20 protein-coding genes and 1 pseudogene are annotated in these 19,321 nt (G+C 49.7%); 10 read left to right on the top strand and 11 right to left on the bottom strand.

What is annotated here, in order from left to right:
• Nucleotides 1-15 precede the first annotated feature (15 nt).
• Nucleotides 16-1,506: a malate dehydrogenase (quinone) gene (gene mqo, locus EAW52_RS11385; RefSeq protein ID WP_122042476.1), complete on the bottom strand. Its 1,491-nt coding sequence runs from the start codon at nucleotides 1,504-1,506 to the stop codon at nucleotides 16-18.
• A 546-nt stretch (nucleotides 1,507-2,052) separates the two neighbouring features.
• On the bottom strand, nucleotides 2,053-3,642 hold the full coding sequence (locus tag EAW52_RS11390; protein WP_122044783.1) for an ABC-F family ATPase: 1,590 nt from the start codon (nucleotides 3,640-3,642) through the stop codon (nucleotides 2,053-2,055).
• Here EAW52_RS11390 and EAW52_RS26820 point away from each other — a divergent pair.
• Nucleotides 3,613-3,735, top strand: coding sequence for a hypothetical protein (locus tag EAW52_RS26820; protein WP_372238914.1), 123 nt, complete (start codon nucleotides 3,613-3,615; stop codon nucleotides 3,733-3,735). The genes EAW52_RS11390 and EAW52_RS26820 overlap by 30 nt on opposite strands.
• Here the strand turns inward: EAW52_RS26820 and EAW52_RS26395 are convergent.
• Both EAW52_RS26395 and EAW52_RS11405 read right to left on the bottom strand, forming a co-directional pair.
• Nucleotides 3,682-3,896, bottom strand: a pseudogene (locus EAW52_RS26395) (site-specific integrase); the annotation flags it as partial. The gene EAW52_RS26820 and the pseudogene EAW52_RS26395 sit on opposite strands and share 54 nt — an antisense overlap.
• 129 nt (nucleotides 3,897-4,025) lie before the next feature.
• Nucleotides 4,026-5,315 (bottom strand): hypothetical protein, encoded by a 1,290-nt coding sequence (locus EAW52_RS11405; RefSeq protein ID WP_122042477.1) that lies wholly within the window; start codon nucleotides 5,313-5,315, stop codon nucleotides 4,026-4,028.
• 222 nt (nucleotides 5,316-5,537) lie between these two features.
• Between EAW52_RS11405 and EAW52_RS11410 the strand changes: the two genes are divergently transcribed.
• On the top strand, nucleotides 5,538-5,777 hold the full coding sequence (locus tag EAW52_RS11410) for a hypothetical protein (protein ID WP_122042478.1): 240 nt from the start codon (nucleotides 5,538-5,540) through the stop codon (nucleotides 5,775-5,777).
• An 82-nt stretch (nucleotides 5,778-5,859) separates the two neighbouring features.
• Nucleotides 5,860-6,075 (top strand): hypothetical protein, encoded by a 216-nt coding sequence (locus EAW52_RS11415; protein WP_122042479.1) that lies wholly within the window; start codon nucleotides 5,860-5,862, stop codon nucleotides 6,073-6,075.
• A gap of 335 nt (nucleotides 6,076-6,410) precedes the next feature.
• Here the strand turns inward: EAW52_RS11415 and EAW52_RS11420 are convergent, their stop codons facing one another.
• A complete protein-coding gene (locus tag EAW52_RS11420) occupies nucleotides 6,411-6,593 on the bottom strand; it encodes a hypothetical protein (RefSeq protein WP_372238890.1) in 183 nt (60 codons plus the stop codon).
• Nucleotides 6,594-6,864: 271 nt separating this feature from the next.
• Nucleotides 6,865-7,140, bottom strand: a complete 276-nt coding sequence (locus tag EAW52_RS11425; RefSeq protein WP_122042481.1) for a tripartite tricarboxylate transporter substrate-binding protein — start codon at nucleotides 7,138-7,140, stop codon at nucleotides 6,865-6,867.
• Nucleotides 7,141-7,769: 629 nt separating this feature from the next.
• Between EAW52_RS11425 and EAW52_RS11430 the strand changes: the two genes are divergently transcribed.
• Together EAW52_RS11430 and EAW52_RS11435 are read left to right on the top strand one after the other, a co-directional pair.
• Complete coding sequence (locus tag EAW52_RS11430) at nucleotides 7,770-7,958, top strand: hypothetical protein (protein ID WP_122042482.1); 189 nt, start codon at nucleotides 7,770-7,772, stop codon at nucleotides 7,956-7,958.
• Between the two features lie 142 nt (nucleotides 7,959-8,100).
• Nucleotides 8,101-8,445, top strand: a complete 345-nt coding sequence (locus EAW52_RS11435; protein ID WP_019365581.1) for a hypothetical protein — start codon at nucleotides 8,101-8,103, stop codon at nucleotides 8,443-8,445.
• 61 nt (nucleotides 8,446-8,506) lie between these two features.
• Here the strand turns inward: EAW52_RS11435 and EAW52_RS11440 are convergent, their stop codons facing one another.
• From EAW52_RS11440 to EAW52_RS11460, 4 genes are all read right to left on the bottom strand, one after another.
• On the bottom strand, nucleotides 8,507-8,731 hold the full coding sequence (locus tag EAW52_RS11440) for a hypothetical protein (RefSeq protein WP_074826650.1): 225 nt from the start codon (nucleotides 8,729-8,731) through the stop codon (nucleotides 8,507-8,509).
• Between the two features lie 590 nt (nucleotides 8,732-9,321).
• Nucleotides 9,322-9,801 (bottom strand): single-stranded DNA-binding protein, encoded by a 480-nt coding sequence (gene ssb, locus EAW52_RS11445; RefSeq protein WP_122042483.1) that lies wholly within the window; start codon nucleotides 9,799-9,801, stop codon nucleotides 9,322-9,324.
• Nucleotides 9,802-11,030: 1,229 nt separating this feature from the next.
• On the bottom strand, nucleotides 11,031-12,242 hold the full coding sequence (locus tag EAW52_RS11455; protein ID WP_122042485.1) for an MFS transporter: 1,212 nt from the start codon (nucleotides 12,240-12,242) through the stop codon (nucleotides 11,031-11,033).
• 21 nt (nucleotides 12,243-12,263) lie between these two features.
• The gene (locus tag EAW52_RS11460; RefSeq protein WP_122042486.1) at nucleotides 12,264-13,454 is read right to left on the bottom strand and encodes an MFS transporter; all 1,191 of its coding nucleotides are present in this window, start codon (nucleotides 13,452-13,454) and stop codon (nucleotides 12,264-12,266) included.
• Between the two features lie 605 nt (nucleotides 13,455-14,059).
• On the opposite strand from EAW52_RS11460, the gene EAW52_RS11465 reads away from it, so the two are divergent.
• The 5 genes from EAW52_RS11465 to EAW52_RS11485 are packed head-to-tail and all read left to right on the top strand — an operon-like array spanning nucleotide 14,060 to nucleotide 18,227.
• On the top strand, nucleotides 14,060-14,494 hold the full coding sequence (locus EAW52_RS11465; RefSeq protein ID WP_122042487.1) for a type IV pilin protein: 435 nt from the start codon (nucleotides 14,060-14,062) through the stop codon (nucleotides 14,492-14,494).
• Nucleotides 14,488-14,982 (top strand): Tfp pilus assembly protein FimT/FimU, encoded by a 495-nt coding sequence (locus EAW52_RS11470; protein ID WP_010798396.1) that lies wholly within the window; start codon nucleotides 14,488-14,490, stop codon nucleotides 14,980-14,982. The genes EAW52_RS11465 and EAW52_RS11470 overlap by 7 nt, the downstream gene beginning before the upstream one ends.
• 58 nt (nucleotides 14,983-15,040) lie before the next feature.
• Nucleotides 15,041-15,379 (top strand): hypothetical protein, encoded by a 339-nt coding sequence (locus EAW52_RS11475; RefSeq protein WP_139272271.1) that lies wholly within the window; start codon nucleotides 15,041-15,043, stop codon nucleotides 15,377-15,379.
• Nucleotides 15,376-16,098: a PilW family protein gene (locus tag EAW52_RS11480; protein ID WP_019365589.1), complete on the top strand. Its 723-nt coding sequence runs from the start codon at nucleotides 15,376-15,378 to the stop codon at nucleotides 16,096-16,098. The genes EAW52_RS11475 and EAW52_RS11480 overlap by 4 nt, the downstream gene beginning before the upstream one ends.
• Complete coding sequence (locus tag EAW52_RS11485; protein ID WP_162997624.1) at nucleotides 16,074-18,227, top strand: DUF342 domain-containing protein; 2,154 nt, start codon at nucleotides 16,074-16,076, stop codon at nucleotides 18,225-18,227. Before EAW52_RS11480 ends, EAW52_RS11485 begins: the two co-directional genes overlap by 25 nt.
• A 40-nt stretch (nucleotides 18,228-18,267) precedes the next feature.
• Here EAW52_RS11485 and EAW52_RS11490 read toward each other — a convergent pair whose 3' ends face one another.
• Nucleotides 18,268-19,251 carry a TerC family protein gene (locus EAW52_RS11490; protein ID WP_122042491.1) on the bottom strand — a complete coding sequence of 328 codons (984 nt, stop codon included), beginning with the start codon at nucleotides 19,249-19,251 and terminating at the stop codon, nucleotides 18,268-18,270.
• Nucleotides 19,252-19,321 lie beyond the last annotated feature (70 nt).

Below are 19,321 nucleotides of genomic sequence, written 5' to 3' on the forward strand. Positions count from 1 at the left end.
CTCTTTTACCGATAATTATCGGAGTTGCAGAACTTCATTACAATGTGAACGCACGCGATGAAGCAGCTCAGGGTCCTTATCCAGCGAACCATTGAGTGCTGGGAACATCCTCAATAACTGTGCCTGCCAGGCCTCGCTCTTGTATTGCTCAGGGAAGCAGCGCTGAATGAGCGAAAGCATGATCGAGACTGACGTCGACGCGCCTGGAGAGGCACCCAGTAGCGCTGCAATCGATCCGTCCTGTGCCGACACGATTTCCGTTCCGAACTGCAGAGTGCCGCCCGTCTTTGGATCTTTCTTGATGATCTGAACGCGTTGACCTGCAATCTCAAGGCGCCAGTCATTCTTGTCCACTTCTGGATAAAAGCCTCGAAGCTCCTCGATACGCTGGTCGAACGTCTGCATGACCTGACCGATCAGATACTTGGTTAAGGGCATGTTATCTCGTGCCACAGCCAGCATGGGGCCCAGATTGTTGGCTCGAATGGATTTAGGCAGGTCCATAAAGGAGCCTTGCTTCAGGAATTTCGTTGTGAAGCCTGCAAATGGACCAAACAGTAGAGATTTCTTGCCGTCCACGACACGCGTATCCAGATGGGGTACAGACATGGGAGGCGAGCCTACGCTTGCTTTGCCATACACCTTGGCCTGATGCTGACTGACCACTTCCTGCTTGTCACAGCGCAGCCATTGACCGCTCACCGGGAAACCGCCATAACCGTGGCTTTCCGGTATATCGGACTTTTGCAGGAGTGGCAGAGCACCGCCGCCTGCGCCAAGAAAAACAAACTGGGCCCGTAAGGTACGAGTTGCGCCAGTCTGGGTATCTTGGATGGTCAGTCGCCAGCGATTGTCAGGCTCACGATGCAGATCAGTAACCTTCTGGTTATACGTAATCTTGGTGCCCGGCTGCTTGGTCAGGTGATGGAGCAGGTTAGTGGTCAGTGCGCCAAAGTTCACGTCGGTACCGCTCTCGGTGCGTGTCGCCGCGATCTTTTCATTCGTGGTGCGTCCCTTCATCATCAGGGGCATCCACTCTTCAAGCTTTGCACGATCTTCAGTGTATTCCATCCCGGCAAACAAGGGGTTCGCCGACAGCGCTTCGAAGCGCTTGCGCAGGAACGAAATATCCTTATCGCCGCGGACAAAGCTTAGGTGAGGAACAGGATTGATAAAGCTTCTAGGCGAATCGAAATGGCCCTGTTCGACAAGGTAGGTCCAGAACTGCTTGGACGTCTCGAACATGATGTTGATATCGATGGCCTTGGTAATGTTTACCGTACCGTCCTTGCCTTCCGGGGTGTAGTTCAGCTCGCAAAGTGCTGCGTGACCTGTGCCGGCATTGTTCCAAGGGTTGGAACTTTCGGCGGCGCCGGAACTGAGTAGCTCTAGAACTTCCACATTCAATGAGGGGTCAAGTTCCTTGAGCATGACAGCAAGCGTCGCACTCATGATGCCGGCTCCCACGAAAACGAGATCCGACTCTCCGCTACCACGTTGGGTCATTAATGGTACTCCTGAAGCACAAGGTCATTCTTGAATTATAAAGGCCAAGCCTTTTACGACTTGAGCCTGCATTACCTAGTTCAGATACCTCGAGCTCGCGTGTTAGGCGTATCTGGCTGTGACGCGATGCAAAGCCACACCTTATCCATATGGGGCTTGAGGCATAAAACACAAACGGAAATACGTTATAAACAATCTTAAGCCAGATCGTAAGCAGACTAACAATGCTGACAGATAATTCTATTAAAGACAGTCGGCGGCGATGCTTAAGGAAACGAAGAATATCGCTGCGGTCAGGCATCATGGCTGCCTGATGGAAGGATCGAGTACACAACGACTCGACAAGGTGAGCGACGTAGGAAAAGGCATTTTCTCTTTTCAACAGCCGGACATACCGGAACATGCTTGAAATATCCGTTTCATGGGCGAATCGGAAAAGCATGGCGGATGATACAAGCGCGGAGCTCAGGATAAAACCCAAAAGCGGTGGACTTTTAATAAATCTCACCGCTTTTTGTAGCGTTATATACTAAAGGCTACATTTGCCTAGACAATTACGCCTTGGCTACGCAGGTAATCATCGTAGGTACCACTGAAGTCAGTAATACCTGTTTCGGTCAGCTCAACAATACGGGTAGCGAGCGAGGACACAAATTCGCGGTCGTGGCTGACAAAAATCAGTGTACCGGGATAGTTTTCGAGCGCCAGGTTCAAGGCTTCGATGGACTCCATATCCAAGTGGTTTGTCGGCTCGTCCATTACCAGTACGTTAGGCTTTTTGAGGATAAGCTTGCCAAACAGCATACGACCCTGTTCGCCACCCGAGATGACTTTTACAGACTTCTGAATGTCATCGTTGGAGAATAGCATCCGACCTAGCGTTCCACGTACCAGTTGTTCTCCGCCTTGGGTCCATTGGCCCATCCAGTCGAACAGGTTGATATCGTCTTCGAAATCCTCAGCGTGATCCTGGGCGAAGTAGCCAACCTCCGCGCTATCTGTCCATTTGACTTCACCTTTATCGACAGGCAACTCGCCGACAAGGCAGCGGAGAAGGGTGGTTTTACCAATCCCGTTCGGTCCGATAATGGCTACGCGCTCACCGGCTTCAATCTGAAGACTCAAGCGGTCAAAAAGCGGCTTGCCGTCATAGCCCTTGGCAACGTTCTCTAACGTTACAGCCTGGCGATGCAATTTCTTGGTCTGTTCGAAGCGAATAAAAGGGCTTACCCGGCTGGAAGGCTTTACCTCTTCAAGCTGAATCTTGTCAATCTGGCGTGCTCGGCTTGTAGCTTGCTTTGCTTTGGAGGCGTTAGCCGAGAAACGGCTGACAAAGGATTGAAGCTCGGCAATCTGTGCTTTTTTCTTTGCATTATCAGACAGCAAACGCTCACGCGCCTGGGTGGCGGCCGTCATGTATTCGTCATAGTTGCCAGGAAACAGACGCAGCTCACCATAATCCAGATCGGCCATGTGCGTGCAGACGCTGTTAAGGAAGTGGCGATCGTGCGAAATGATGATCATGGTGCTGTTGCGCGCAGTGAGTACACCTTCGAGCCAGCGGATTGTGTTGATATCCAAGTGGTTGGTGGGTTCGTCCAACAGCAACACGTCTGGATCTGAAAACAGCGCCTGCGCGAGAAGTACGCGAAGCTTCCAGCCTGGCGATACGGCACTCATGAGACCAAAATGCTGTTCAAGAGGAATACCGAGCCCGAGCAGTAGTTCGCCTGCACGTGATTCGGCTGTGTAGCCATCCATTTCGGCAAACTGAACTTCAAGCTCGGCAACCGCCATGCCGTCGTCTTCCGACATTTCCGGAAGTGCATAAATGCGATCACGCTCGGCTTTAACCCTCCACAGCTCGGTGTGCCCCATGATGACCGTATCGATGACGGTAAACTCCTCATAGGCGAACTGATCTTGGCGCAGCTTACCCAGACGAGTATTCGGCTCCAACATGACCTGACCCGCTGACGGTTCCAGATCACCACCCAGAATCTTCATGAAGGTCGACTTGCCACAACCGTTCGCGCCGATCAGGCCGTAACGGTTGCTATTGCCGAATTTGACTGAAACATTTTCAAACAGGGGCTTTGCCCCGAACTGCATGGTGATATTTGCGGTGGAGATCAAGAGTCTTACCTGTCGCGGTGTCCAGACTGTCATAAGCGAGGCGAGGACCGATTCAAGGCCAATTTGAAGTTTTGCCAGCTCGTTGCAGTCTGATTGTGAAGAGATCCAGTGGCGTAAGGCGATAGCAGCAGTTGAACGCTATGACCCAGCTGACCGGTGATGAAAGCGGGATTCGTTCCCGACATTAGGCATATTGTGGCATAACTGTGCCTGCAGTTATACGGTGACCGATAGCGGATGTCTAAATTGCTCAGAGCTTGCTAGCTTAATCATAAAGGATCAACTAAAAAATTTATGTGCCGATTTTTTAGTTGTTAACCAAAAATATTTTAATTTGAAGGTTTAACTCAAGAAAGAGCCTCAGCATTGTGAGGCTCTTTCTCTTAAAGACTAACCTGTACCGGAACGAAGCTCGTTTTAAAACCTGCGGACTCAAACCACTGAATGCCTTCTTGTACCATTGTCACCTGAAGTTGGTAATCGCCAGGGTTCGAAGGAGCTTTGACCGTAATGGTTTGCGTTTTTGTCTCGCCTGCTCTAATACAAGTTCCTAATAAACTTGTACGAATGCCATCAAAAACAATTGGTTTGCCTTTTTTGTTCAACCAATGGTAGGAAAGATTAACAGGGTGAATGCCTTCCCCTTTCCAGTCACTGCCAGACTGGTTGTTAATAAGAACCTCAAGCTGGACAGTGCTGTCGGCAACTATATCTGAAGAATATGCTTGTATGACTAATTCTCCTTTTACCGAAACCTTGTTTAAATCTGCATCAGAAAGGAGGCGAGGGTTTCTCCAGCCTTGTACTCCATCTACGAGTACATTTGGATTATTTCCAACATGTAGAATCGCAGGCCTCTCTATTTCAAGAGTCCAGCCATGATTAACGAATTGCTCAAAAAGCCCGCCCTCGATCTGGCGCGAATGAGTGCCTACCATAATGTAAGCCACTTTCTTATTCAGAAAGTTCATGGATTTTGTGATTAGGTTTAATTCACCGCCCTGAATATCTATATGTAGTAGATCTATTCTGTCTAGATGCCTTGCTTCGATTTCCAAAGATTTTTGAGGTAATATCTCATACTTACCAGTTGCGACTAATTTCTTAGCATCTATTTCATTTTTATCAAAAATAGGCTCTCCACCCCAAGAAACTCCTGAAGTTTCCTGCTTAGGGAAAAGTGCAAAGCCAGTATCCGCGGCAGCTATACCCCATTCCACGTTAAACTGATTTTGACCAAAGCCATTTTTTTGCAAACATTCCTTAGCAAATTGGACATGACCTTCGTCACCCTCGATTCCATATAACATGCATTCTAAGCCGGCTCGTCTAGCAACCACTCCCGAGATGTTCATCCAGCAACCCCAGCCGCACCCTAGTTCAAACATCGTGAATTTTGGACCAGGCGCTAACTCAATAGCTCTAAACACAGCTCCGAATTCTGCTAGATCAGAGTGCCAGTTAGCTGGAATTGGAGCGCCTTCTACTCTTCCCTCATGGCCAGCTAAGATTTCAGGCAGATACTTTGGGTTTATTAGTACGCCAAATGCATTGGTAAGCCAGCCTTCTGTAGGCTCTTGTTCATTAAGTGTATGTTTTTTAACAAGTTCTAAAGCATCAAATGATGAGTTGTAAAAATAAAATTTCTCATGTTCGGCTGGTCTTCTTTCCATGTTCTCTTACCAGATTAAAGTTGTTGTTAACGAGAACCGCTAAGTGGCTAAGTAAAGCAAGACTTGGAGTTTTGCGATAGTGGTGGCGTTTCGATTTTACGTTTCGAATGTGACGGACTTTCGTATGCACACTTATTCTTTTTTAGGTTAATATCTTACTAATAAAATATAGTCTGCTAATGATATGTATACGGTGTTTCCAAGCCCAGGAGTCTGCCCGGTATGCTTTACGGTGATCAACAAATCATGGTGGCGTTACTGTCCCGTTTAAACCGGAACCAATTAGCGCTCGGCGCAGCGGTTGAGGAGCTTGCAATTTGGATTGATCAGCGCGGGTCAACCGATGTGTCAGGTCGTGCCATGGAGCACCTTGAAGAGCTTGCAGCAAATGCTGATTTCATTAGTGAAGCTCTTCTGACGCTTATGGATAGTGCCCAGGACAAGCACCAGAATGACTTCTAGGAAAGAAACGCCGTAGAGCCTCTCGTCTTGCACTTATTGGCCATGTTGAAGGTCCCACTTAGTCCAGACAAGAGGATCCAAAATGAAACGAGCAGCATGGGTGACGAGTATTTTATTCAGGGCATTGTTGGCGACTGGCTGCGTACCGTGGGGCAAAGATCAAGGGGGCGGTGATGTCAGTCCGCAGGAGCAAGGTGGTGCGGCAGGTGGACCTGGAGGTGCGGGCAGCGGTATGGGCGGCACTGGGGGGGCGGGCGGATCTTCATCCGGCTCGGGCGGCGGATCAGGCAGTCGCTGAGTTTATTCCTTCACAAGAGAAATAATGTTTGGGAGCAGCGCCTTATACACTGGTACGAAGCACGCAGCGATATGGCCTGCTTCTAAAGAGGGTATTCATAAGTGCTGATTCAGCTTGTTGAAACCCGGCCGATAAGTCGGGTTTCGCTTCCGTATCAAGCTGGTCTTCACATTGTCTGAACTTATGTGTCTGCTGATTGTGCAGGTAGGCCCTCAGATAGGCTGCCGAAGCGGTGCTGGTCAAGTTCAGAAACTATCCGTTGTGACGCTCAGGCGCTATTGCTCAGCTTGTTTATACCTAACTCTGTTATGAGCTTACGGGAATAACCATTTTCATCAGTGATGTGTGGTTTGAATTTGCTCGGGTGAAAGAGAAACCTGAGTAAGCAGATAACGCTTTTGCAATTCCTGATAGCCCTGGGTCTGCTGCATACGGGCTACTTTATTAAATAAGTCGGAAATCGCTGGGTCTGGTGTATTAGCTGACACGAACCATCCAATCCAGCCGTTTATATCCATCGGCATACCTTGCCCAGTGAAGGATTTGACGGCCGGCCAGTTATGAAGGCGATCTTTGCTGGTTACAGTAAGGGCGTGTACCTTTCCTTCTGCTCTACGGCTTAACCTGTCCGCATATAAATATTGTGGCGGCCATTCCTCCGTCGAGTAGGTCGTCGATAATGGCTGTAATGTGACTGTATTTTTGCATGCGCAGAGTAATTTCTTCTTCGCAGCCCAACATCAAGCCTGCCAGATGACTTTGAGACCCATACAGGGCTATACCTATATCTCAGAAGTGTGATTTTTTGCTAACCCAGTCGACATAGGCATCCACGCTCTGGATAGATTGTAGAACTGCTGGCCCTACAGCAAGAACATAGGTGTAGTCCCCTAACAAGGCTAGGGGCGTAAAGTCGTTGATCGGATTATATTCGATCGAGTCATAAACGTTGGGAAGTAGGCTCATTGAGGCTGAAACGGCTTGGAGAATAGTTGTGACGTCTGGTGTTGCCTGCTTGGCTGTGCGACTAGCCAGGCGTGTGTTCTGCTCACTGGTGATCTGCAAACGGTACTCAAATGGAGCTTGTTTGGAGAAAACAGGCTATAAGCGCTCAGCCATTTCGGTACTGAATGCTTCTTTTGGCTGACCAGTTTTACATTGTTGGACTTCTGGGCTTCCAAGGAAGTTAATGAAGCACCTAGAAGGGCGACCCAGATCCATACAAAAAATGTCTTCGACTGATGATGTGGCTCTTGTACTGACCGATGAATACTCAGAGGCAAGCGCTAGGGCTGCTGGTATTTCAGGGTAGTTCGAGCTATTGAATACGCTAATTGGTAGCGCGTTAAAATACTCTCAAATTACTTTCAGACGTAATTATGCATTTTGTCTGTATTCTAAATAAGAATTATTTGTATTTCTGAAGCGCCGATGCGTAACTTTGATGGTGGGGATATACAAAGCCTTTCCTGCACATCGACAATTCTGCCGCAATAGTCGGTTAAGCAGTACTTTATTTGGTGTAAAACAGAGAGTATCGAAAGAAACGCGCGCTATCCTGATCAATAACCAGCGATCTTGAAATCGGTACTGAGTGTCGGGTTGTGTTTTCGATCACTCAAATCTTGAGTATCCTTACAGGTTTAACGTTGTAGTTCGCTCTGTACAGCATAGTCTGGAGCGGCTGAGTCTATATGGGAAAATGGATCAACCTGAAGCGCAATCTCCAAATAGAGGGGTGGGCGTTTCTATTGGCGTTTGGCTGTATTTTCTTTGGATTCAGGCACAGTTACTGGCTGTGGATGCTGGTCCCGTTGTGTCTAGGGTTGGGTGTTGATTGGCATCGACTGATGCCTGACAAAGATCCTGAAGAACTACTGTGACACTTAGCCAATCTGACGCGGCCGCACCAATACTGTTGATGCAGCTTTCATTCGAACATCTTTCTTGATATTAATTGATCGGGACGGCTCCAAAGGTTCTGGATTCGTATTTAATCAATGGAGCATTTTAGCCGGGGTAGGCATGAAGCGTTTAGTAGTAGTTATCAGCCTTGCTTTAACAGGTTGCGCTGGGGTTGGCGATATTGAAAAGGTACAGCCTTCTCTAGCGGGAAGATCAAATAAAGATCCAGATGCCTTTATGGAGTGCCTGATGACAGACCTGTCTGTCAATCAGTCAAAAGTTATTATTGAGAGGAAGGGAAGTAGTATCAAAGCCCTGGTTCCTCAAGGGTTGGCCTCGCCAGCTCCGGCACTGGTTATTGCTGACAAGACTTCGCATGGGACTAAAGTCGTCCTGCGAGACGGCAAGGCGAATAATCCCTTTCCTTTTGCTGGAATCAGAAGCACCGTATCAGGCTGCTTGTAAATAGCGATCATTAAGCCTTTTAAAGACAAAGCTCCACATGCAGTGGAGCTTTGTCTTACGGTCAGCGATAACGACGATGAGAAACGTCGAAATCTGTTTTCGCCGTCAGGCTCATGTCAACACTGCGTTGGTCGTTGACATTGGCCGCTAATGACATGTCAGCCGATGGCCTACACTGCTCAAGACAGGAATCTCCATCATACGCCCACCACACGGTCATACTGAAAGCGGCAAGAAATAGCCAGCTCAGCAAATTACCGGTCTCTACTTTTGACGACTCGTTCATAACGTTTCGCTCCATGAATACGCTAAGGATGATGGCATTTTGGTGCCGCTCTCTTTTTACTCTTAACGTTTGAAGTTGGCTAGTGCTTGTTTAACAATTAATAGCGTCTTTTAAAAATATGTGGAACAGCTTGAGTTAGTTGCGTAGCTAACTTCTCATAAGTGCTTTGCCTAATAGATAGCACGAAAGAGGAAGGGGCTTTAGGTGTGACTAATTTTAACTCTTAACTATCACTAACTAGCTACAAAATCAGCCAAGCCTAATACAGAAATAACCCCTGCATAAAAAAGCAGTGCGTAAGCAAAACTTGTCCAGATGAGTCGACGGCGAAGTTGTATGCGGGTCATAAAGCATTCCTTGCTGAGTAGAGATAGAGCGGAAGCGTGAGTCAGCTGGGCGACAAAACGAAGTGATGAAGCTGATCTGCCAGCTATGACCATAAAAATTTAAAAGCGCTGCACAGCGAGCGAAAAAAATTAGCTCAAAAGGTGAATGACACATCATTCACCGCCTGAGAAACGATGTGCGTATGCCCTGAAGGACTGGGAGCCGGCCATCACATGGGCAGAAGAAAAGGCGCCTAAGCGCCTTTAGAAGGGAATATCATCATCGAAGCTGTCGTAGTCTGGAGCCGGCTGAGTTGAGGGCTGCGGCTGTGTAGGCCTACGGGCTTGCCCAGAGGGTTGTTTGCCGGATTGTCGGTTACTCGATGGTTCATTATCCCCTCGGCCGCCAAGCAGTTGCATGGTACCGCTTATGTCGACGATAACTTCAGTCGTGTAGCGGTCTTGCCCGTCTTGGCCCTGCCACTTTCGTGTGCGTAACGTACCCTCTACGTAAACCTGTGACCCTTTGCGAAGGTATTCGGCGGCTATCTCGGCCAGTCGGCCAAAGAAGACGACCCGATGCCACTCGGTTCGTTCTTGCAAGTGACCACTCTGCTTGTCCTTCCAGCTTTCACTGGTTGCAAGGGTGATATTAGTGATGGGGTTACCATTGGGCGTATAGCGGATTTCAGGATCGGCACCTACATTGCCAATGAGAATAACCTTGTTGATACCTCTAGCCATTCGAAGCCTCACAGTCAGCACTAGGGCTGCGGTCTTTTGTATACATTACTGATGTCCATACGTATAAGCCGACTATTTTAGTTTGCCTATCAATACGCTCAATCATTCCTGAGAACTGAAGTTGGGAGTTGCTCAGTAAGCTGATATCTAAACGGGCAGAAGCGTGCGTTATAATTAACTTACGCGCTAGTTTTAAATTTTAGAAGTTCTAGGTCGTGCTTTCCAGATATGGGGGCGAGAGGGTTAAAAACAATATCAATTGTTTAGGTCTTATGGACCGCTTGTCGCTTTTTCAGGTGTTTGGCTCGTTGAGTAAGAACTATAAGCTGACGTTTTGCAGGTCATTAATAAAACTAAGAAACTCTGATATGAGTTTATATAGGAAATTCCATTTTTAAAAAATCATGGGGCATTAAGCGGGCGCCTGATGCAGGTGCTCTTTCAAGACAAGCAGCCTAGGCGCAAGCTTTGGTAATGATTTAGGTACGGAAAGAGCTGTTAGTAATCACTTGGATATGGGAGCCATGCTCTGTTGGCTCCTTATGGCACCAGCGGCAAAGCTTTTAGACTAGTGGCCATTTGATAGCGTCTGGTAATTGTATAATGGCCTCTCTTGGATCGACGTAGCGTTGAATGCCTTGAGTCTGATGTTCATTTCAGCTTTGGGATAGGAGGCCGTTAAATTGATATTGAGTCAACGTTTCGGCTTACCCGATAAGATTGGCCCGGTTGTTTGTATGGCTAGGCGTCTTCAAAGGAGTCATTAATTGTCTTTTATTCGTGTTGGGCTCTATGGGTTTTAGACTTTTTGCCATGCCTTTATTGGTGCTTTTGGTAGGTCAGGCTATTTCGATCGTTCTTTTCGTTTGGGCGGGTAACGTTGAAGCGCTAGTGCTTTTGGATCTAGCGATTACTGCCAAGCTGATTAGCTTGATGATGTGGTTGGTAAGTTTGTCGATAGGTCTCTCGTGGTTGTTAACACGCCTCCAAAAACTGCTGCGCTGGAAAAAAGGAAGGCTGCATGGAGGGTGTATCCATTGTGAGGGCTTGTTAAGCCATCACGATGATGAGCACGGGTTCTACAGTAAGTGCTTGATGTGTAATGCGAGGCATTATTGATAATATCTTGCTAACTTGGCCCGAAGCTTTTACGCCACAGGTTGTTAGTGTGTGCTGAACGAAAGTATCCAGCTGACATACGTATCAGCTGGATACTTTCATCTGTAAACCTAGCTTGGCCGATCCTGCCTGGCGTTAGGTGTTTCCATAGCGCGCTGCGCCTGTTTGAAAAGACAAAGACACAGCAGAAGGCCTGCTAGAGACATCATTGCAGCAAAGAGATAAATGGAGTTGAAGCCAAACGCATTGGCAATGCTGCCGGCTACGGGGCCGGTAATTCCGAGCGACATGTCCAGGCACAGTGAGTAGGCACCTAGCGCAGCGCTTCTGTTAGTGGCGGGGACCTTTACAATGGCCTCTACACCCAGGGCGGGATAAACAAGCGAGAGGCCAAATCCTGCTAACGCGGCTCCTGCCATGGCCATGCCGGGTGAAACAGCTAACCACAGAAGCAGTAGACCTAGTGTTTCCACGATAAAGCATACAATAGCGACGGGGTATCCGCCGAAGCGGTTGACTGTTCCTGCAAATAAAAGACGGGCGCAGATGAACGCAGCACCAAATGCGGTTAGGCTATAGGCAGCGTTTGGCCAGCCATGGCTGCCGTAGTACAGCGTAATGAACGTCGCGATGGTGCCAAAGCCAATCGAGCTTAACAGTAGACCCAGTCCATAAGGGCTGATGCGCCAGAAGACGCGAAGAAAGGGGAGGCGCTCGCCAGGAATGACAGGAGCAGGCTCTTTATTCCAGGCCAGGGCCAGGCCGATGGCGGCCAGTAAGACAATGCTTACACCCAGGCTCCAGAGTCCCAGGCTGCTTACCATGGCAACGCCTAGCGGGGCACCAATGGCCAAGGCGCCGTAGGCTGCGATCCCGTTCCAGGAAATCACCTTGCTGACATGCTGCATCCCAACACTGCCCATGCCCCAGCTCAGTGAGCCTGTACCAATCAGTGCCTGGGCACATCCTAGAAAGACTCGTCCTATGATAAGCAGCACCAGGCTTGCAACCTGAAAGTCCTGTAGCAGAGTTGAGATGAAAGTCAGGATGCCACAGATGCCGCAGCCAAACAGTCCTGCGATTACGCCTTTCTTGGGGCCGATGCTATCAGCAATCTTGCCTGCAATCGGGCGTGTAAACAGGGTGGCGATGTATTGGATGCTGATGGTCAGGCCTGCCATGACCGACCCAAAGCCCAGGGTGTCATGGACATATCCGGGCAGGATGGCAAGCGGTAGACCAATGGCCAGAAACGTCAAAAAGCTGAAAACGACGATTGAGGCGATACGCAAGGTAATGGCAACGGATTCTGAAGCGTTCATCAGTAGGTAGGGCCTCCCGGCTCAGACGTTAGGATTCCGTTTTAGCAGCGTGATACTCAATGCCAAGCCCATTAACGACGCCAGGGCTGCGCTTAGGAACATGATGGGATAGCCAAAGTTCGCTGCAATGGCTCCAATCAATGGACCCGTGATACCTAATGAGAGATCAATGAAAACTGAGTAGGCGCCCAGCGCCGAGCCTCGGTTCGCGGCTGGCACCAGCCGGACGGCCTCGACACCTAGTGCAGGAAATACCAGGGAAAAGCCAAACCCGGTCAGAGCTGCGCCTGCAAGCGCAAGGAAAGGTGTCGAGGCCTGCCAGAGCATCAGTAATCCGAACGTCTCAACGGTCAGGCAGACAGTCGCTACCCGAAATCCGCCTAGTCGATTGATGGCATTGGCAAACAAGAGGCGTGCACAGATGAAGAAAAAGCCGAATACACTCAGGCAAAAGGCCGCGTTGTCCCAATGACGGCTGCTGTAGAAGAGTGTGATGAAGGTTGCGATGGTTCCAAAGCCGATTCCGCCTAGCGCAAGGCCCATGCCATACGGCGCAACCCGCCCCAGCACATTGAGAAAGGGCATGCGTTTACCAGGCACAATTGCAATGGCAGGTTTAGGTCTGGCCAGGTAGAAGCCTAGCAGGGCAAGCAAAAGAATGCTGACACCCATGCTCCATAGGCCTAGACCATTGACCAGCATTACGCCCAAGGGTGCGCCAACGGCCAAGGCCCCATAGCTGGCGATGCCATTCCAGGAAATGACCTTGGCCGTGTGTGCAGCCCCGGTACGACCAATCGCCCAGCTGATGGCGCCCGTTCCTACAAGACTTTCCGAGCAGCCTAGGATAAGGCGTCCTGCCAGCAAACACCCTAAGCTGATTGAGGGTGCGTTCTGCAAAAGCGTAGATGCCAGCATGAGTATCCCACTGATGCCACATCCAGCCATGCCATAAATGACGGCTTGCTTGGCGCCTATGGTATCGATGACTTTACCAGCATGGGATCGTGAGAGAAGCGTAGCGAGGTATTGACTGCTAATGACGAGTCCGGCGACGACTGAGTTGAATCCCAACTGGTCGTGCACATATTTGGGCAGGACCGCAAGTGGGATTCCAATGGTCAGATAAGCAAGGAAAGTAAAGAGAACAGTTGAAACGACTACAAGCGTAACTGCAAAAGGTCGCTGTGATTGGGACTCGGTGTTCGACATGGACAACAAAAGCGTTCCTGAATGTTTGAACTGTTTATTGGATCATTAGCTAAGCATCCAATAAAGCGATATTACCGTGTAGACGCTGCTGAGCAGGGTTTCGTTACGTAAGCCACTGCATGAGTATTTGCCGTATTAAAGCGTTATCAGATGAGAGGCCTAGAAAGCTATACCTCATTTCAGAACACAGATTAAAAAGTTAAAGTAATTTCTAGTATTTTCTAATTTATACATACTAATCAGCTACTTAATGAATAAAGTTAAAGCTAAAAGTAAGTATGTGATTGAGGAAAGGGCCCTTCTGGCTAGACTGTTTTCTGGCAGCGTCTTCCGCTTCGCTAGCTTTGCGCCAGAATATTGTCATCAACGACTTGCATCATGGCGCTTTACCAGCTTCTCTTATCGTATATGCATAAAGTTTGAAGGTGCTCTGGCCCTTTATTGATGCTGTGTCCAGCCTGAAGCAGAACAACAGTTTGCTTAGCTGGCACAGCATTTGAATAGGTATTGGTAGTTGGCTGTATAACGATCAATGGTTCAGGGAAAGTCCGAACACTGTTCGGAATTATCGTGCATGGACGTTAAAGAGACGTAGGTTCAAACACATGCATAAGCATATCGATACTCGCCGCAGCGGCGGTTTTACACTTATCGAAATTCTGATTGTGGTCGCCATAGTCGGCATCCTGGCGGCTATCGCGGTTCCGTCCTACAGCTCGTATGTCACCCGCAGCCAGATCAAGACAGCGCAGGGCGACCTTGTGGCGCTTGGACTTAATATGGAGAACGTGCGGCAGCGTACCCTGAAATATTCCTCTGCGCCGGTTACGACGACCACAGCTGCCACACAGGCGCTGTTTAATGGCAAATGGCAGCCTGCTCAGGGTGCGGATTTCGAATACATGATCACTCAAGTCACCGATACGGCCTATACGGTATCTGCCCGTGGCAAGAGTGCCAAGTTGAGCACCTGTACACTTACATTGACAAGCAAGAACGAACGTACCGCGACCGGGTGCCCAGGAGTGACATCATGGTAAAACAGGCCAAGGGTTTCACCCTGATCGAACTAATGGTCACGTTGGCTGTGATGAGTATTCTTTTGATGGCAGGCGTTCCCTTGACTCAGGGATGGTTGAACAGTGCTCATCAGCGTGATGCTGCCAGTGTTCTTCAACAGGGAATTGCGCGGGCCAAGGCGATGGCATTGAGGAACCCGGCGGGCGTCGTCGGAGCGGATAAACCTGCTGCCTTGCTCTGTTTGAACGACACTTCCTTGGTGCTGGCCCAGCCAGTTGCCGGGCAAAGCGCCTTTAACTGCGGGCAGGTGGGTAATGCCCAGGTTGTATGGAGCAGTGCGCTACCCAAACAAGTTACCATCGAGTCCGACAACAAGTCCTTCCAGTGCGTCGCATTGGATAACCGAGCGCTACCTTTCCAAAGTAGCCCGTCGGGACTTGATTGCGCCACGGTGGATCTGGCAGTGAAGGCGGGTCGAGAAGATGCGCTTCCGATCACCATTATTTAATAGTAGGTCTTGTCAGCGCGGCGATACGCTGATCGAGGCCCTGGTGGGTGTCTTGCTGATGTCAATCATAGGCATCGGCATGATTCATATCGCCACGCGTATTCAGCAGACGCAAACAGACCTGCATATCCAGAACTACATCGTGGTGCAAATGCGCAACCTGCTGCATGTCTATGGAACAACGCTCTGTCCAGGTAATAGCGCCAATAGCAAGGCCATTGTCTATTCACCCATTGATGGTTCCCCATTTCCACTGGATGTGGAGTGCACGACGACGTCGGGCGCTATTTCGCTGGGTGGACGCACAGTAGATGCGTCTCCTCAACACGTTATGCTACAGACCCGCGCCATGGATCAGGAGGTATTTGGTCTGCCCATTCAGGTGGGCGATCTGTGACAGATAATCGTCAGAGGGGATTTAATCTGATCAGCCTCATGATAGGCATGGTCATTTCGCTGATTACCGTACTGGCGATGTTGTCGCTATACCGGACCCTGGTAGGCGTAAGTGTAGAGTCGGCAAGCCTGGCCAAGGTGGAGGGGCAGAAAGCCTCGGGACTTTTGACTGCACAGATCGCTTTGCAACAGGCAGGGTTTGGTTTGCCGGTGACTGGTACCAAGCGACCTCAACTAGGTACGGATCTGGTCTTCATTCGTGATGCAGTGCTGTCCAAGGCAGACGAAAACAATGTGCGCAAATTATCGGGTGGAACGGTAATCGATTTTACTAAAGCGGATCCGATTAAAGGGTCGTTGGGAAACGCGATTATCTGGGGCTTCAATGCCAGCACTATTACGGCCGCTCCGATCGCGGATGCCTATCAATGCAGCGGTCTGGTCTCGACTTCCTCAGGACTTGTACTGCTCAAACCCATGAAGTGCACAAGTGCGAAGGTGTGGGCATCGCTGGATTGGATCACGGCTGACCTGATCAACGAGATGGGCAGCGATACACAGGGCGCCTATATGCAAGTGGTCGAAGCGACATGTTGGCCTTTTAGTACAAATGAAGGGGTTCATGCGGTACAGGTGCGTTTTCCCGTGTTGGATCTGGAACCGCAGCCTGAGCCGCTGACGATTAGTTTTACCACGTGCCTGTCGAATTTCGCGCCATGATTAGCTTTCCGGCTCGCCAAAGAGGTATCGCCTCACTGATGGTCATTCTGCTGACTGGAATGACGCTGACCATTGCAGCGCTAGGCATGATGTACATGGTGCAAGGCACGCAGGAGCGGCAGCTGGCGGTTCATGCAACAACGCCAGCCCAGTTGAAGGCCTGGACAGGCGTGGAGCTGCTGAGACAATTTTTGACAAACCGATCTACAAATGATCTGGAGGCGCTTGCGGCGGGAGAAATCGCTGTAGGCGGAACTGAAGGATTACGGGTAGAGCTATTGTCCAAGACAAAGCCCAAAAGCGATCAGTACCGCATAGTAGCTAATGTTACGGGTAGAGCAGCCGACTCAACTGCCATCGTACAAGCGATTTTTGAGGTCAATCCGCTGGACTACACCTCAACGGGTACAGGCCCGACGACTGGAGCTGCTTCTGGTGCGACCGGTCCCTCAAGTCCTGCATCAGTACCGCCTCTCATCCGAATTAGTACAGATCTCAACCTAAATGGGTCTGTCAGCTTCGAAGGGCCGCAACAGGCCAATATAAGTGTCAAAGGAAAGGTCAATCTTTCTGGTAATGTCACGGGTCTGGATGCAATCAGTTCAACGGATGATATTACGGTCGGCAGCTCGGTTTCTGTCAGTTCATTGACGACAAACGGCAACGTGACGCTGGAAGGAAACGCTTCGGCACTAACTGTCTCAGCTATCAAGAACGTAACCCTAACCGGAAATGCCAGCGCGGGAACGGTTACCGCCAATGGCACGCTTAATATGGCTGGGCGTCAGATTTCGACAGCGAACGTAACCGGGAATGTCAATATAAGCAGTGGCGCTATCACGACACTTAATAGTCAAGCAGACGTTTTTTGGACAAGTAAGGATTCAGCTAGAGAAATCAATACCAATGGTAAGGTTACTTATTTCGGTTCCAATAACAGTACGGCTGTAGCGGCTATTGGCGATATACGAATTGATGACGGCGCGGTCCAGACGGTTAAAACCCAGGGTAATACAATAATAAATCGAGGAGAGATAACTAGCCGCCTCGATGGACAAGGCGCTTTGACCGCAAGTACTGCTGTTGTTGCAAGCGGAACAGTTGGCGGTGCGTTCACGGTAGATAAAAATTCCAAGGTAAACGTAGTACGGACTGTTAATTATCAGGTCAATGTACCGCGCGTTACTGTTCAAACTGTGAAAGAAACAGTAGTACAGACGAGTAAGGTAGACGCTTATCAACTTCGTTCCAACGCCAATTATGTATTTCAACTCTCATCCACTGGGCAGCGACAGGTAACTGTCCAGGGTGTCAGTGGTATTGCTAACGGTGTTTATCTCTTGGGGAATTACCCGGATGCCGGCGGAAGAGGCTACCGTGACTTTCTTTGTAACGAAGTTAATGCTCAGGGTATGTGTACCGCTCCGCTTCAGCCTAATAAGACAATATGTCAGGGCGCAACTACATTTAATGGCTGCATAACTTACAGAAATGGCTTGTGGTCGCTTTCTGGCTGGAGCCTTGCGCCAGGTGTCCTATGGTTTCAAGGGGATGTTCAAGCTGGAGGCGGTGTTTATTACAACAGCATTATTGCGACGGGCAACATAGCAACTACCGCCAAAAATAAAACCATCGCTGTCAATTATGCTGGCTTTGATCCGATTTGTAGAAATACACGACGCGCAGAAGACAACGTTCCGGCCAGCCTGGATTTGGCTGGACTCTATCCTTTGAATCTTTGTGATATAGCAAAAGGTCTTTATAAACCCTCCGCTGTAGGAAACGTGGCGCTGCTAGCGGGGGGGTACCTCAACGGCACTTTCTCTGGGGGGACGGTCACTTTGGGAGCCAGTAACGATGTTTATGGCAGCGTAGTGGCGGGTAATAACGTTGTGACAACCGGGAACACACGGGTCCACGGTACGATTACGTCTGCCGCTCAAGGGGGCAGCATTCAACAACTTGGAGGCTCCACCACGATTGATACCACAGCGTGGCCTTCCACCTTTTCTCCCGAGCAGGCCCCCGGTAATGCACCAGAAGGCTCTGGTACGACAAACAGTGGCGCTATGTATGATATTGGTCGGGCTCAGCCTACGGTCCAGATTCTTTGGACCCGTTATTTATGACCCCCACAAGGGCCGGAGTTGTTTTTAGAGGTGCCTGTCTTTAAGTGCTCGGCGTGTCGCGTGTCTTGAACAACGACAACACGATACCACCAGCCAGCAGACCAAAGGTCACACCCAGTGATAGCGGTGCCGGGATTGGGCCAATGAAGGAGTGTGCAAAGATCTTGGCCCCGATGAAAATGAGCACCAACGCCAGCGCATATTTTAAATAGGCGAATCGGCTGATCATGGCAGCCAAGGCAAAGTAGAGCGCTCGAAGGCCCAAAATGGCACAAATATTTGATGTGTAAACGATAAAAGGCTCCTGGGTAATCGAGAAGATGGCCGGAACGCTATCCACCGCAAAAACCAGGTCCGCCATTTCGATGAGTATCAACGCCAAGAGAAGCGGGGTGGCGTAGACCAGGGGCTTGCTGGAGCCTTCCTTTTCCTTGCGTATCAGAAAGCGATCACCATGAAGCTGATCCGTTACGCGGATATGCTTGCGCAAGAAGCGCAGCATGGGATTTTGGGCCAGGTCGGGCTGGTCGTCGTGGCGGCTGAAGAGCATTTTGATTCCTGAGATCAACAGGAATGCGCCAAATACATAAAGGATCCAATCGAAGCGTTGTACCAGCGCAGCGCCAACGCCAATCATGATGGCACGCATGACAATGGCGCCGAGTACACCCCAGAACAGGACTTCATGCTGGTATTTACGCGGAATTTGAAAAAAGCTGAAGATCAGCGCCATGACAAAGACGTTATCCATCGAAAGCGACTGTTCGACCAGATAGCCTGTGTAATATTCAAGGGCGCGAGTGGCACCAAATTCGTACCAGATCCATCCACCAAAGGCGATCCCGAACGAGATGTAGCCTGCCGACATCACCAGGCTCTCCTTGATGCCTATTTCGTGATGATTGCGCTGCAGGACACCCAGATCGAAGATCAGAAGCAAGAGTACGATGATAAGAAAGCTCAGCCACAGCCAAGCGGCGGCGCCCATGAAGGGCGTAGTCAGGAAATCAAATGCGTCGGGCATGATCTATCCTGTCGATGTCGTTAGGTGACTCCGACATGGCGATCGGGTGATCGTCAGAGGGGCCCGGCGT

Origin of the sequence: Pseudomonas sp. LTJR-52 (assembly GCF_003691465.1) — a bacterium.
Lineage (GTDB): Bacteria > Pseudomonadota > Gammaproteobacteria > Pseudomonadales > Pseudomonadaceae > Chryseomonas > Chryseomonas luteola.